This window comes from Mesorhizobium sp. M7A.F.Ca.US.002.01.1.1, from assembly GCF_004022955.1.
In the GTDB taxonomy this organism is placed as follows: Bacteria; Pseudomonadota; Alphaproteobacteria; order Rhizobiales; family Rhizobiaceae; genus Mesorhizobium; species Mesorhizobium ciceri.
On record NZ_RZQE01000114.1, the window covers coordinates 1 to 14,330 of the forward strand.

General features: G+C 59.0%; 11 protein-coding genes and 4 pseudogenes. 4 read left to right on the forward strand and 11 right to left on the reverse strand.

From position 1 onward, the window contains the following. The 6 genes and pseudogenes from EN932_RS14025 to EN932_RS14050 form a co-directional block, all read right to left on the reverse strand. Window positions 1-979 (reverse strand): cation-transporting P-type ATPase (locus EN932_RS14025; protein ID WP_245483280.1); only part of this gene is annotated, 979 nt, incomplete at its 3' end. A 60-nt stretch (window positions 980-1,039) separates the two neighbouring features. After that, a complete protein-coding gene (locus tag EN932_RS14030; RefSeq protein WP_128368868.1) occupies window positions 1,040-2,647 on the reverse strand; it encodes an MBL fold metallo-hydrolase in 1,608 nt (535 codons plus the stop codon). Window positions 2,648-2,657: 10 nt separating this feature from the next. Further along, a complete protein-coding gene (locus EN932_RS14035) occupies window positions 2,658-3,509 on the reverse strand; it encodes a universal stress protein (protein WP_245483281.1) in 852 nt (283 codons plus the stop codon). A gap of 560 nt (window positions 3,510-4,069) precedes the next feature. Next, on the reverse strand, window positions 4,070-4,408 hold the full coding sequence (locus EN932_RS14040) for a hypothetical protein (protein ID WP_128368869.1): 339 nt from the start codon (window positions 4,406-4,408) through the stop codon (window positions 4,070-4,072). A gap of 68 nt (window positions 4,409-4,476) precedes the next feature. After that, window positions 4,477-5,016, reverse strand: a complete 540-nt coding sequence (locus EN932_RS14045) for an invasion associated locus B family protein (protein WP_245483282.1) — start codon at window positions 5,014-5,016, stop codon at window positions 4,477-4,479. After that, window positions 4,983-5,309 (reverse strand): annotated as a pseudogene (locus EN932_RS14050) (chromate transporter); the annotation flags it as partial. The pseudogene EN932_RS14050 and the gene EN932_RS14045, both read right to left, overlap by 34 nt. 51 nt (window positions 5,310-5,360) lie before the next feature. Here EN932_RS14050 and EN932_RS14055 point away from each other — a divergent pair. Next, window positions 5,361-5,737: pseudogene (locus tag EN932_RS14055) on the forward strand (VOC family protein). Between the two features lie 9 nt (window positions 5,738-5,746). Here the strand turns inward: EN932_RS14055 and EN932_RS14060 are convergent. Further along, window positions 5,747-6,976: an NAD(P)/FAD-dependent oxidoreductase gene (locus EN932_RS14060; RefSeq protein WP_128368871.1), complete on the reverse strand. Its 1,230-nt coding sequence runs from the start codon at window positions 6,974-6,976 to the stop codon at window positions 5,747-5,749. 832 nt (window positions 6,977-7,808) lie between these two features. Here EN932_RS14060 and EN932_RS14065 point away from each other — a divergent pair. The 3 genes from EN932_RS14065 to EN932_RS14080 all read left to right on the forward strand — a co-directional run bounded on the left by EN932_RS14065 (window position 7,809) and on the right by EN932_RS14080 (window position 11,743). Beyond that, on the forward strand, window positions 7,809-8,138 hold the full coding sequence (locus EN932_RS14065; RefSeq protein ID WP_128368872.1) for a hypothetical protein: 330 nt from the start codon (window positions 7,809-7,811) through the stop codon (window positions 8,136-8,138). A 70-nt stretch (window positions 8,139-8,208) separates the two neighbouring features. Beyond that, window positions 8,209-8,646: a pyridoxamine 5'-phosphate oxidase family protein gene (locus EN932_RS14070; protein ID WP_128368873.1), complete on the forward strand. Its 438-nt coding sequence runs from the start codon at window positions 8,209-8,211 to the stop codon at window positions 8,644-8,646. A gap of 2,278 nt (window positions 8,647-10,924) precedes the next feature. Next, the gene (locus tag EN932_RS14080; RefSeq protein WP_164890482.1) at window positions 10,925-11,743 is read left to right on the forward strand and encodes an ankyrin repeat domain-containing protein; all 819 of its coding nucleotides are present in this window, start codon (window positions 10,925-10,927) and stop codon (window positions 11,741-11,743) included. A gap of 142 nt (window positions 11,744-11,885) precedes the next feature. Here the strand turns inward: EN932_RS14080 and EN932_RS39715 are convergent, their stop codons facing one another. The 4 genes and pseudogenes from EN932_RS39715 to EN932_RS14095 form a co-directional block, all read right to left on the reverse strand. Then, window positions 11,886-12,251 (reverse strand): hypothetical protein, encoded by a 366-nt coding sequence (locus tag EN932_RS39715; RefSeq protein ID WP_348630206.1) that lies wholly within the window; start codon window positions 12,249-12,251, stop codon window positions 11,886-11,888. Between the two features lie 883 nt (window positions 12,252-13,134). Then, a pseudogene (locus EN932_RS38395) lies at window positions 13,135-13,266 on the reverse strand (aldehyde dehydrogenase family protein); the annotation flags it as partial. 9 nt (window positions 13,267-13,275) lie between these two features. Further along, window positions 13,276-13,401: pseudogene (locus tag EN932_RS39530) on the reverse strand (NAD(P)H-dependent oxidoreductase); the annotation flags it as partial. 479 nt (window positions 13,402-13,880) lie between these two features. Then, a partial coding sequence (locus EN932_RS14095; protein WP_206618933.1) for a cytochrome d ubiquinol oxidase subunit II occupies window positions 13,881-14,330 on the reverse strand: 450 nt, incomplete at its 5' end.

A 14,330-nucleotide genomic window follows, 5' to 3' on the forward strand; every position in this document is an offset into this window, starting at 1 on the left:
CGGTCAGCGTTCCGGTCTTGTCGGTGCAAAGGACCGTTGCCGAGCCAAGCGTCTCGATCGCTGCTGCACGACGCGTGAGCACGCGCGCCTGCGAGATGCGCCATGCGCCCATGGCCATGAAGATTGTCAGCACCATGGGAAATTCCTCGGGCAGCATCGACATGCCAAGCGCAATACCGGCCAACACCGCATCGAGCCATCCGCCACGCAGCAGGCCATAAAGCACGACCACGAGAACACTGACCGCGCCGCCGACCAGCGCGAAGATGCCGACAAGGCGTTTTGTCTGTCGCTGCAGGCGGGGTGCTTCGGTCTCCATTGTGCTAAGCGATTGCCCGATCGCACCGATTTGGCTTAGCGGCCCGGTTGCCAGAACTTCGCCGATGCCTGAACCGCGAACGACGAGTGATCCAGAAAATGCGAAAGGCAGATCGTCACCCCCCGGCCTGCGTTCGGCTGACAGATCGCCTTTCCCGGCAGCAATCTTTCGCACCGGCACGGATTCTCCTGTCAGCAAGGACTCATCGGTCTGGATATCCCGACTCTGGATGAGCAAGATATCGGCCGGAATCCGATCCCCCTCGCCCAGCACGACCGTATCGCCGCGCACCACCTCGCGACCCGCAATCCGCTTGCGTTCGCCATTGCGTATTACCAGGGCGCGCGGACTTGTCAGGTCGCGCAACGCCTCGAGAACACGCTCCGTCCGCGCCTCCTGAACGATGGTAATCCCCACCGACAAGGTGGCAAATGCGAGCAGTATCAACGCCTCCTGAAGATCGCCAAGCAGCAGGTAAACGCAGCCTCCACCCAACAGCAGGGCAAGCATCGGCTCGCGCACGACCTCGATAGCAATTCGCAAGGGCGTCCGTCGGTTGGACCTGGGCAACTCGTTGAACCCTTCGGTGACAAGCCTAGCCTGTGCCTCGGCTTCGCTGAGGCCGGTCAAGGCGATGGTCGATGAGGTGGCTTGAGACATTTTGGCTTTCTTCCATCACCAGCGCACTGTTTGGGTGCGCCGTCAGGCTCCGTCACGTGCTCAGATGCTACTGTCGCCGGTGTCGAGCGCCCTGCGCATGCGCCTAATGACCGCTGCGCGACTCCTCTCGTCGGCCGCGACGCTGACCGCCTCGTTTACGTCGAGGAGAAGCTTTGAAAGGTCATTGTGCCAGTCGAGGCGGGCAATCTTTTCCGGCTTCAGACGGCGGGGCTCGTTGACCTCGACCGGCAAACTGCGACCGGGGGTCAATTGGAAAGAATCGTCCAGCTTCGGGATGATGATCTTGTCGTCGGGTATCAGTCCTGAAAGCCTTCCACGCAGACCGCCGAGTCCAGCCTCCTCTCCATGCGTCAGGAACACCTGCTGTTTCACCGGAGTTCGGGCCTTGAGCCAGGCGACCAGTTCGCTGGCGTCGGCGTGGCCGGAATAGAGGTCGAACAGGCTGATACGTGCCTTGACCTCGACTTCCTCACCCTGGATGCGCACACGCTGCGCGCCGTCGAGCAGGATCCTGCCAAGCGACCCTTGGGCCTGATATCCGGCCATCATCACCGTGGCGTTCCTGCGCCAGAGATTGGCCTTGAGATGATGGCGGATACGCCCTGCGTCGCACATGCCGCTGGCGGCGATCACCACGAAGAAGCCGCTCAGGCGGTTGATCGCCTTGCTCTGTTCCACCGTCTCGGTGAAGCGCAGCTCCTTCGAGTTCAGGGCCTGGCGTAGCACGTCGCCCTGTTCGATCTCGTTGGCGTGCCGCTCGAAAATCGCACTGGCGCGTGTCGCCAGCGGCGAATCTACGAAGACCGGAGCTGGCGGCACTTCCCCCGCTTGCATGAGCAAATACAGGTCGACCAGCAGTTCTTGTGTCCTTTCAACAGCGAAGGACGGAATGACAAGGGCCCCCCCGGCTTCCGCGGCACCGCGTACGATGTCACCGAGCTGGGATCGCCGCTTTTCGGGCGAAACGTCCGGGCGGTCGCGGTCGCCATAGGTCGACTCGCAGATCAGATAGTCAACGCCTGCCGGCCCCTCGGGATCGGTCTGAAGCAGCTTGTGGCCTGGACCGATGTCGCCCGAAAACATGATCCGCAACGGCGCATCGTCTCGGTCGATCTCGAGCTCAACCGATGCCGAACCTAGCAGGTGGCCAGCGTTCCAGAAGCGGGCGCGAAGGTCTTCGGCGATCGTGGTCCATTCGCCATAGTCCAAAGCCCGGAACAAGGTCATGCACGCGGCAGCATCCAGCTGACTGTAGATCGGCTCGACGGGCGGGCGACCGCGCTGCGCGTTGCGACGGTTCAGGTGCTCGACCTCCATTTCCTGGATGTGCGCCGAATCCGGCAGCATGACCGAGCAGAGATCGACGGAGGCGCGCGTCGTATGGATGGGGCCAGAAAAGCCCTGTCTGACCAGTTTCGGCAAAAGGCCGCTGTGATCGATATGCGCGTGCGTCAGGATGACAGCATCAATCGCATCCGGTGGAAACGGGAACGCACCGTAGTTCAATTCCCGTTCGGACTTCGACCCCTGGAACAGGCCACAGTCGATGAGGATGCGCGAATGCAGCGTCTCGATCTCATAGCATGAGCCGGTGACGCCATGGGCTGCGCCGTGGAAACGCAGGATAGGATCCTTGTCGCCTCTCATCTCGCCCGACCTAATGCGACAGCAGGACAGGCAGGCGCAGATCCGCGAGAATGCCTTCGGTGGCGCCGCCAAGCACGAAGTCCCTGACGCGGGAGTGGCCGTATCCGCCCATGACAAGCAGATTGCCGCCGATCTTCAGCGCATGCTCCTGAAGGGCTGTTCCGATTGAACTGTCCCCTGCCTGGATGGAGACAGCCTCGGCCGCAAGACCGCGCGTTCTCAAGCCCAGCGCAAGGCGTTGGCCGATGCCCTGCCCAGGAAGCGGCTTTTCGTCGGTCACGGTCAAAACGGTGATCGTCGAGGCACGTTCAAGAAACGCCCGCGCGTCGGCAACAGCCCGTGCGGCTACCCGGCTGCCGTCCCACGCGATAACGACATGTCCAAGCACCCCGACGTCCGTGGAGTCGGGAAGAAGCAGGGTCGGTCGACCCGAGCCGAACAGTATCGCCTCGGCTAGCATCCGCGCCGTCTGATTGTCCGGCGCCCAGCCGACCAGACAGACATCGAAATAGCGGGAGTGCTTCGCGGCAACATCGCCCATCAAGGCCGGTGGTGCAGCCAACTCCTGCGTGCTGAGGGTCACACCGGCGCGCGCGGCCTCTTGGTTAATTGCCTCGAGCAGAGCTTTACCGCGCTTGTGACTGGTCGCCTCGGCCTCTTGTATCTTGTAGGGAAGGTCCAGCAAATAATTTGAGAGCGCGTTCGAAACGTCGGGAATGTCGACGTCGACGGCAACGGCGTGCAGCGCCGCGTCGATTTTCTTGACGACAGCGACCGCGTTCGCCGCGATTTTCGCGGAGTTCGCGTCTGGGTAGGTTGCCAGGGACAGAGATGCCATCACTTTCATCAGGATCGCCTCCATGCTGCAAAGGCCGAATGGCCATTGTTCGCAACATCTTGTAGTCACAATGGACGCGACCAGCTTTGACCCATCGCAAATGCGACCCCTCCATAGCGAGTTCGTAATTCGCAGCTTCATCTCGGGGAGTTCGAAGGGATTCGAGTTTCTGACCCCGTAGTTAGATGGCAAAAATCGCTCAGGCGTAGGAACGCAGCCCGAACTGGCGGTTCAATGAGCGGGGGAAAGGCGGTAGCGCTCTTCCGCCTCGAACCCCCGATCTTGAGCGGACGCCTCCATGATCAAGTCTGTCCCACGGCCTAGCCGGACGTGCCAATCTCAGCACGTGTAATTCTGCTGGAGGAGTAAGACAGAAAATTCGAAAAGCTTCCAAGAACCCCAGTCGAAACCGAATTGTAGAACCATTCAACGGCCTCTTGTGGGGCCGGTAGCGGATTGTTGGCTTCTGGGTTCTAGCTCTAGGTGAGCGGACAATGCTGTGCTCGACCGCCATCAGCGCTTACGGACATGCTGTAGTTCGTCCAAGCCCCGAAGATCCTAGCGCCGCCCCCTCCGTGCTGGGGCTATTGGTTTCGTGGCCTGTCTCTAGACTGGAAAGATACGACATTGTGGCCGCGCTTGCGAATTTCCATCTCGCGATAGATCAGAATCGTCATCGTCATCTCGGCGCTGCCTACGACTGACTTTCCTGGCATGGACTCCAATAGCGTTTCGAGCGTGTGGTCATCCATCGTTGCGAGATGGGCTTTGATCGCGTCTATCCCATCGCCAAGATCTGCAAGCAACCCTGCAGCTGTCTGCATCGTACCGCCTTTCATTTGGTCAATGCCGGAGTTCACACAGCGCATTACAGATTCTGCGCCCTTAACTGGAATCTCTCTGCTTGACTGCTTCTTCACCATTACGACGCACACCGCTTTGAGCCCGTTGAGAAGCAGGGTTGGAGGAGCCAGCATAGCAACGAGCCCGTTTAAAATCCGGCCAGAACGCCAAGCCTATCCAGAGCAGGCGCGAGCCCTTTCAACGGCACGGACAGGACTACGTCCTTCTGGTCGGTGCTTCTGACTTTGATCTTCAGCACCGAACCCGCTCGCAATGCGGCCACCGTTCCTTCATCGAGGGTGAGCGGCGCAATGCACCCGGCCGGCAAGCAGGTCGAGAAGCGCAGCGCCTCGAGCGGCTGGCTGTCGTCGATCTGCAATGTGGCGCCGGCGTCGAGCTGAAGGCCAAAAGGAAGCACGAGATTGCCGGCGAGCGTGGCGTCGCTGTTTCGCCTGAGTTCGACAGCCATCACCCGCTGTCCGTTCTGCTGCGTCTGTTGCTGAGAGACCGCGCACGCCACCGTTGACCCGCTGGTTTGACAGATCAGGTTCCAGTCCTGGTAGCTCTCCTGGAGTGACGTAGCGCCGCCCGGAAGGCCGCTCTTCTCCTGAGCAAATGCCGAAATCGCAAAACCCATCACGAGCAGCGCGGTCGGATCAGTGCAGAGGGCAAGGTGAAGCCGAGCCATGCGGCAAGACCACCTGCCAGGCCACCTGCCAGGCCACCACCTCTGAAGACTCCGAGGGCGAAGGCCACCTGGCTGGACGCCGGACCGGGAAGAAACTGGCAAAGTGCGACGAGATCGCCATACGCTTGCTCATCGAGCCATTTGCGACGCAACACCAGTTCGTTGCGATAGTAACCGAGATGCGCGATGGGGCCGCCAAACGAAGTAAGGCCAAGCCTGAGGAACACACGAAAGACTTCGCCCACGGACCCACGTTTCGGCGCTGCCACTTGTTGGTCCATTGCGTTGCCCATACGAAATCGCTTCTAATGAACTTGCCGGGGTCGTTTGAAAGGTGATCCATAATGACGCCAGCCAGTGTTCGGTACATTGTCAATGATGTCGCAATCTCCGTCGCCTTTTACACGCAGCACCTTGGGTTCACCATCGAGCAGGACGCACGGCCAGCTTTTGCGTCGGTGACCCGTGGTCCCCTGCGGCTGCTATTGAGTGGCGCTGCAAGCTCCGGCGCGCGGCCGATGCCCGACGGTCGCCGTCCGGTGCCCGGCGGATGGAACCGCATCCTGCTGCTTGTCGAAGATCTGAAAGCGGAAGTCGAACGGCTGAAAGGCGCCGGGTTGCCATTTCGCAACGAGACCATCAGCGGACTCGGTGGCTCGCAATCCTGTTAGAAGACCCGTCCGGGAAGGTAATCGAGTTGTTTCAACCCGCCGCTCACTGACAGGTTTCGCTAGGTCCGTGAGATGCCCTCAAACCGAATCAGCCGACTGCCGCTGGCGAATTGGCGTATCGTGCGAAAGATGATCATCAATTGGCGCGCGGTGTTGTTGCGCAGCCTGCGGAAGCGCCATTGCAATCCGGTCTCGATAGTGATTGACCGCGCATATGCGCTTGAGCGCATGGCACGGGCGTCGGCGGCAACCTTGATCGGATCGTCGTAGAAGGCGCTGATCTTGTCGACGCCCATGCCGGGCGATTCGAGCCAGGCGGGGATGTGGATAGAGCACAGGCGATCAACATCGGTAAGCACCCGGTGGATGCCGTCACCTTGCGCGGGACATGTGGTGGAGAATGCGTCGCCGACGAAGAGGACGCCGTCGCGGCGGTGGCCCGTGGTGGTCGTGAGGCTGACCTGTCTGACTTCTACCGGGCTGGCGACGGCGAAGTTTCCGCATTGCGCTGATATCTCCGGCATCAAGTGCAAAAGCATTTGTTGCGGATCCGCGCGAAACGCTTGCGTCCACGGATCCGCAACAGTCCTGTAAACAAACATGTTTGCCCGCATTCGGTCGCCGATCCGGAAGATGGTCAGGAACGGGATGCGGTGGCCGAGGCGCCTTGGATAAAACGTGAGGGAACGAGAGCCGAACTCCTGCGGGGCGATTGCAAGGTCGAATCCGATCGATAGCGAATGCGCCTTTGAATGCTCGACGCGCTCTACGCCGACGGCGCGCCGCACCGCTTCGCTGTAGCCGGTGGCCACCACCAGCAGGCGGGCGTCGATGACGAACCCGTCGGCCAGCACAACACGCTGCCTATCCGGCCCGGTCGAGACGTCGGCGACCTTGCCCACCGTCAGCGGCAGTTCAGGCGGCATGGCATGGCGTAAACCGTTGACCAAGGGGCCGTAGGAAAAAGCGAACTCCGATCCCTGCTTACGCTGAAAGAGCTGTCCAAAGCGGTAGACATGAGTTTCGGGCGACGGAGTGACGAGCGGCCGGATGATGGGACCGAGGCCGAGCTTCTCGAACAGTCGCATCTGCTCCAATCGGGTTTTCTCAGCCCTGAATTCGTCGTGATGCACGCGGTGCGGATCGATCAATGCGACCTTGCGTCCGGCGCTGTTCAGCACCAAGGCCAAGCTCGTTCCGGCAAGTCCGGCGCCTACTATCGCTACGTCGACTGTCGACGGCTTGGCGTTTTTGGCGGGGGTTTGAAGGTCCTTCTGGCTACTCGTCATGCTCTCCGGGACTCCGCCCGAGTATCTTTCTGGGCACCATCAACCTCAATCGCGTGAGGCGGCTATCCATGTTTACTCAGTCTGCCGCTACTCTCTTCCAGGGGCGGCGAGACCGCCAAGCCATCGATAAACTTCAGTCCGCTTCCTCATTGAGCGTTGCAGCTTGCGTCCACAAATTAGCGCTCCTTGATTTAAGATCGTCTCAACGTCCTGCTTCATTCAAGACTGACACCGCGGTGGCGCGCGGTCGCCGGAATGTCTGCTCTCAAGAAGGGGCAAAGATGATCTCTACGGCCGATATGAGGCGCGAAGCTGCCGTTCAAACATGATACCTGGAAGACGTGCCGTCGCGCTATCGGGCGCAACGTGGCAGGGGTTCGACCGCTTCCAGAGCTATGCAAAGCCGAATCTAATATCCTACTTTGTCCATGAGCACCCTTATGCTCTTCGCGACACAAGGCGGCTCTGCGAGTCCCGAGTATGCCACGCTGCTCAGTGGCTTTGGTGGGGCCATCCTTGGGTCGGGGCTTAGCGCCTGGGTATCATTTGTCCTAGCCAAGAGAACTTCCGCCGAATGCTAGCACGCGACGAAGAAAATCGCAGCGGCGAGCAGAAGGCATATGCTCTCCGGCTGATGGTCAAAGCCTCTCTGGTGATGAGTGATCTTGGAGCGACCGAGTTTTCAAGAATCAATCGCTGTCAGAGGCAAACGAAAGAGGCTTGACGGCGGAGCCTGTCTGGAAGCGGGTGCTCCCGATCGTCGGTAGCTATCAGATCTTCGAAATTGACGCGGCGGAATTGTCCCCGCTGATCGCGGCAAGACAACGATCTGATGGGTGACTCAATCACTTTGTTTATGCAGCACCGGAATTTGGTGGAAGTCGTGAAGACGTATGGTGAGTTGCGCCAGAGGGTCAAAGAAATAGCGCCAGATCATTTGACGTCGCACGAAGGGGTGGTGACCACAGCTCTGACGGAAGCGCAGCGAGCCAAATTGATGCCCTACGAAATAGAACTCGATAGCCTGATAGCTAATATTCGTTCTATGTTGCCGCCGCTGATCAAAATGGCGCGGGCGGTGACCTTTGGTATCGGACCGGCCATGCGAGAACATTTTGGCGACTCGGACTTCCCGCAATTTGCACCAAAGGAAACGAAGTAGAGTCAGCCCGCCACCTCTCGTGGGTGCCAGTGGTAAAGTCGCGGCATGCGCGCGCGGGGAGGACACGTCAATGCACGGGGACGAGCGACGGCAACTTGTTCGGGATTTTCTGGCTAGGCATAAGCTCGGGGCTATCAGCACCGTGCATCCGGACGGGTCTCCAGAGGCAGCCGTCATACAGGTGACGTTGGGCGACGACCTCAACATCGTGTTCGACAGCTTTCCCGGAAGTCGGAAGCTGGCAAATATCAAACGAGACAGCCGGATCGCCATGGTGATCGGCTGGGATGAAAATGTCACGGTTCAAATCGAAGGCCGGGCCCGACCTGCCAAGGCTAACGAATTACAGCGGTTGAGAGATGTCCACGTTGCCAACTGTCCGCTTGAAGCGGAGTTTCTAAAGCAAGGAGCACAACTTTTTACGATTTCGCCTCGATGGATTCGCTATTCCGATTTCAGAGGCGAGCCGATGGTTTTTGAGCTGTCCGGCAACTCGCTTGCGAAATAGGGATTAGCCCCGCCACCTCTCGGCAGCGGGCCGCCGCCAGGGCTGCCTGTGCAACAAAGGCCGTCGATCTGCGTTGAGGCTCGTCTCAGTGGAGCTTCGACAATGGATCCGGCAACCGCAGCAGTACTGCTTTTACTCTCTTGCAGCCCAGGCGAGGCTGTCGTCTGCAGGCCCATTGATGCCGCGCCGACCACATATGCGTCGCTTGACGTGTGTAAGGCATCTCTGAAAGACAGGCTCGCAGGTGCGCCAAATGGGGAAATCGTCGGACGATGTCATCCCCTCGACGAGACTGTCACCGGTTCCCTGCCCGCCGGGTACACCACCGTTGTTGTCACGCGCGGTGTTGGGAGCAACGCCGTCAGCAATAGCTACATCGTTCAACACAAAGAATAAGGCCCGCCACCTCTCGGCAGCGGGCCAATTCAACCGGATGTTGGATTTCAGGCGTTGCCCGCCGGGCGGTACGCCTTCATGTCCGCCGCCCCTTGGCGGTTCAGGTGTTCCCTCACCGGCTTAAGGATAGACGTTGGATGGGTCGGCGTCATGTGCACAGATCGCCAGCCGTGCAACGGTCTAACTGCTTAGCGGCTCCTTTGGTTTTCTGCGCAACGGTCTTTCCCCTAACTGGATTTAGCTATCCCCCTACGGTTGGGTAGGGACTTCAGTCTCAATTGAGCAATCGCTAATATGCCTATAACTTAGGCAGCGCGGGGGACGATCCCTAAGAGCTATCCCGCAATGGCCGGTGCGGCCCACGCTTTCCAACCTAAGCGTCCCCGCACCGGCCATTCTTTTGAGTCTACGGCTGGGTAGCGCCTAGCGGCTCGCTTTTGGCCTTGATTTGTTCTGGCCGTTGCAACTAGGCGCAATCCCGCAGTAGCGGAGCCGCGCAAAGTCCTCGCTAGTTTCATCTTACGTTCCTGTCCGACTGCCGATAATCGCCACCAAAGCACAAACCCTTGGAAGGGGCAGCCCTGGGGGCGGTAGTCGGCACGATCAGGCAGACCAAAAGCGGGTTGAGCGACCGTGCCGACCATAGCTGGGCACGAGGGTGGGCCTAATGTCCAGGCTCCATATGCTACCGGTACACTGGTCTTGCTACAACTACGCCTGATGGCCTATGTCGCGCTTGAAAATCGAAGTCGCATGGCGATCTGGACGCTACGCAAACCGCACTGCCTAGAATCCTAAAGGGAACTCACCTTCAAGTGGCACATTGACCCTCTGAGCGGTCGATTCAAAAGGATGTAGCCGCTTACACAGGGTCCGCCGCCGGCGCCCCAATAGGCGGCGGGCTCACCCTCAGTGGCTTTCAACGTAGAGCAAGAAGCCCGCCTCGCCTCATTCACGGCGAAATGGTTAGCAGGCGTAACCACATCGAAGGCTCGCCAAAGGACCTCTTCTATACTCGTGGGAGTCGAATCCACGAGCGGAATGCGCACCGGCCAGCCGTTGACCATCTGGAAGACACCACCGACGTCCTTGGACCACGCCAAGGCGCGTCTAACGACAAGAGGCGCATAGGTCGCGATGACCACATGGGGCTGCCTGTAGTATGTGGAGGTCATTACACGTTCGACATACTTGCGCTGCCAGTTCGGGTGAAGGCTCCTCGGGTTCGTCGATGAGGAAAACAGGCTAATGGCCTCGCTCCGCGGTGCTTAGGAACACCAGCGATGAAATCAGTGACAATTCGCCTGAGCTGGCGTCTTGCAATTCGATCATCAGCCCATCTCGGCGCTCGAGATGTACCTGGATCGGCTCGCGTAGAAAATCGTGCTGCCGAAGCCAGCGCTCGTCTGAGCACTGCTTAGAAATCGCGACCTAAGGATCGCGAGTTACGGGAATGGCTGGATGGCCAGCTTTAGTGGGAGAGGCTGTCGTAGAAGGCGATGAGGCGTTTGCCGCAGGCGTTCTTCTCGCTCTCCGGTTCCTTTAGCTCGGCGGTTCCGGCACGCCATTGGCGTGGTTCCCGTTTTGAACAGGCAGAAGTGCGGCAGGTCTACCACCGAGACTGGCACCACCGCCCGCACCGCCGGCGGTGGGAAAAGGCAATGACATTGGCCATGAATGTCGGCATCACCACCACCGTCCAAGCCGATACTAGGTACATTAGCGTGTACTAACACTCTGCTTTGGGTTAGATTGCAGATCAATTTGTAAGGTCGAGACGAGCAGCCTCAGGGAGGATGCAATGGTTAAGCCGGGATGCAAATGGATGCTATGGGGTTCGTGCGCCCTTTGGCTTCTGACCCTGCCCGCGCAAGCGAGCAGCTTGGGTGATCTGGTCAAGAATGGCGACTTGCCAGCGGTCACTGCCGCCTTGGACAAGGGCCTCGATGTCAACGAAATCGACGGCGTTACGGCACTTTACATCGCCTCAGAAGTCGGGAATGTCGAGTTGGCAGCGCTACTGATCAGGCATGGGGCAGACGTCAACCTACCTGTCAGCTGGCAGCGAACGCCGCTCTACGCCGCCAACAAGGGCGGCCATGCTGACATCGTCAAGCTGCTGCTAGACAACGGGGCCGACCCAAATCGGGTGACGAAAGCGCAGACGCCGCTTCACGTTGCTGCCGAAAATGGCTGCCTCCCATGCGTCGTCCATCTTATAGAAGTCGGAGCAGATGTTAACGCGCTGACATCGAATGGAAGTCCCCCGGTACATCTGGCCAAGGTCGCAGGGCACGAGGACGTCGCAGCCTATTTGCGCAGTCATGGCGCCGCAAAACCGGCCATCGCGCCGATTTCACCACGGCTTGCCTCAGCAAACGCTCAATCGGGCAAAGTAATATACGACAGCACCTGCGTGGCCTGTCATCTTTCGCCGGGCGTCAGGGTACCCAAAAAGGTCAGTCTGTGGAGCATCGTTGGGCGCCAGAAGGGTTCACAAGCGGATGTCCAGTATTCATCTGCTATGAAGGACGCTGGTGGTAATTGGAGCTTTGAGGAACTCAATCTCTTCATCTCGAATCCCGCGCTCGCGTTGCCCGGCACGGAGATGTCTTTCCCGGGATTGAAGGACGAGAACAAGCGGGCCGACCTCATTGCCTACCTTCGGACTTTGAGTGATGCACCGCTGCCGCTTCCTTGAGCGCTGTTGTTGGTGGGTAATTTTGGTGCCGAATTGACCTGCAGTGAGCACGCCGAGGCAAGATTATTATCTCACGGCTTCGTTTCTCGCGCGCCGTGAGCGCTGAGGCGGCTGGACCCTGATCGGAACATTCTTGGCAATGTTATGTAACCAGATCCTTTAGTCCAGTTATCAACACTACTAGCAAAGTCCCTACCACGAAGGCCAGTCCATGAAGAAGCGTATCCCCCTCAGCCAGTTCATCCCACCCCGACCAGCCGCGCAAGCATTTCGACCGTTGAAGCTTCGCGAACTGGCGGAATCGATCCGCGAGCGCGGCCTTATCCAGACCATCACGGTTCGCCCGGTCGGCGGCAAATTCATGATCGTTGGTGGTGAGCGCCGCTGGCGCGCTCACCAGATGATCGAGGCGGCCGACATTCTCTGCGAGGTTCGTCAAGATCGACGACAATGAAATGGCGCTGCAGGCGAGCGTGGAAAACTTCGCCCGCGGCGGCATGGTGATCATGGACCGTGTCAAAGGTCGGCTTCTCCGTTCCGATCGACCCCGATGATTTCTGATGATCTCTGATCAAGGGCGTTGTTTGGCTTAAGAAGCTTTGTGCTTTGCTGACGGCGCCGAACCGGTCTGGGGACACTTCTCTCATTGGTGTAGTCAAGGACTGGATAGCCGAAAGCCGTCGACTAACCGACGCGAACCGCTAGCCGCCCGTTGTCGGCGGCTCCGTGGTGGAACGAAAAGAATAGAAGCTGAATGTTCGCGTGCGGTTTTGCACGCGACATCTCACAACTTGCCGATTTCCTTAGGTATCTGCCTTATCACGCCGCTGCAATTCTTCCAAAAGCCGGCAGCGGCTGATTCTCTTCGATACGAGATATGGAGAGGTGCCATCCAGACCATTCCAGAACGACAGCAAGAGGCCGGCCGATCGCTTGGCCTGTCCAAAACCCGGATCATGATTTCCGTCCTTCTCCCGCAGGCTTTCAGTTGGCCCTGCCAGCGATCGGCGGCCAGAAGATCCTGCTCTTGAAGGGGACCGCATTGGCCGCCACAGTAGGCCGCGGTGTTCCAAGGAAAGGGCAAAACGCATAGAACTCGGCGCCCCGCAGAAAGGGTCAGAGCGGACCGTAGCGCAAACAGAGGCTCGTTAACCGGGAACCGTCTGAGCGCGAACGAGGTTGGCTGCACCCATCAAGACCGTGATTGTCGACTGCCGCGGCGCTTGGATAATTCCTGCTGGCGGTGGTGATCAAGTCTGGCTTCGGGTTTTCAAGAGACGGCTCGCTCAGCGATATTGATCGGGACCGAGCAGTGTCGGTTGAGGTAGCGGCCTTTCCGAAGGCACATCATGGTTTCCGCCGCGGCCTCAGCGCCACGCCTAGGATGCCACCTAGAAGTAGCCGAGGACGGATTTCACCTCGAGATATTCCAGCATGCCCTCAAGACCATATTCTCGTCCGTTTCCGGACTGCTTGAAACCGCCAAACGGGGCATGCGGATCCCAGGCCGGGTAGTTGAGATGGGCCACGGCGGTCCCTATGATTCCGGGCGAGGTCCCAATGACAGCTGAGGGGTTGCGGGCGAACGAGTTCTTGCCATAAGGAAGGCTGGCCCAGTCGATTGCGTTCTTCAACCCACCTGGGGATCGAGCGGTTATAGTCGGGCGTTATGAAAAGGACTGCCTCCACCAAGGCGATAGAGTCTTTGACAGCGCTCGCGACAGGTGGAAAATCAAGCATCGTAGTCGTAGCTGTAGAGCGGCAAATCCTTGAAGGAAATTCTGACATTTCAAGCTCTGGTGGAGCAAGCTGTACCAGCGCTTTCGCAAGCTTGCCGTGGCGAGGCTACCAATCAGATAGCCGACTTTATGCGTGGTCATCAGGCACTCTCATATTGCCGCCCCCAAACAGCATCTGCTCAGTCAAAGTCGGACACCAGCACATTTAGGCAAGCTGCTGGAGCCAGCTGCTGCAGGGTCACGACGCGATGAAGCGAAATCGGAAGAGCGGGTACCTGCGCTGCTAGTTGGTGGCGACAGGTTGCGGACAGTTTAGGTGACGTCACCGGAATGGCCACACCGCAGCTCACAATCTCGTTAGAGCTGCCACCAAGCGACTGAGTGGATCCGCACAACGATCAATGATATCCGACATCCGCTCGGACCTTGCCGCGAAACACCCAGTATGACCAGCCAGTATACATCAGGATCACTGGCAACAACACAAGAGTGCCGACGAGCAGAAAAGCCTGAGTGCGTTCTGAAGAGGCTGATTCCCAGAGCGTGAAATGGTAGGGAACGATCATCGGAAAAAGGCTGATCGCGATCCCGATATAAGAAAGCACAAAAAGGCCGATGGCGCCGATGAAAGGCTTCATTTCGCTTGCGCTTCCCAAGGCCTGCCAGCTGAAGAAGGCCACAGCCGCCGTCGCCACAGGCACTGGCGCTAAGAACAGAATGTTGGGCCATGCAAACCAGCGCGAGGCGATGGCCTCGCTCATGAATGGGGTCCAGATGCTTACCAAGCCGATACCAATGAGCACGCCAACAAGGCACACGCGGCCGTGCCGACGCGCTGTTTCCTGTAC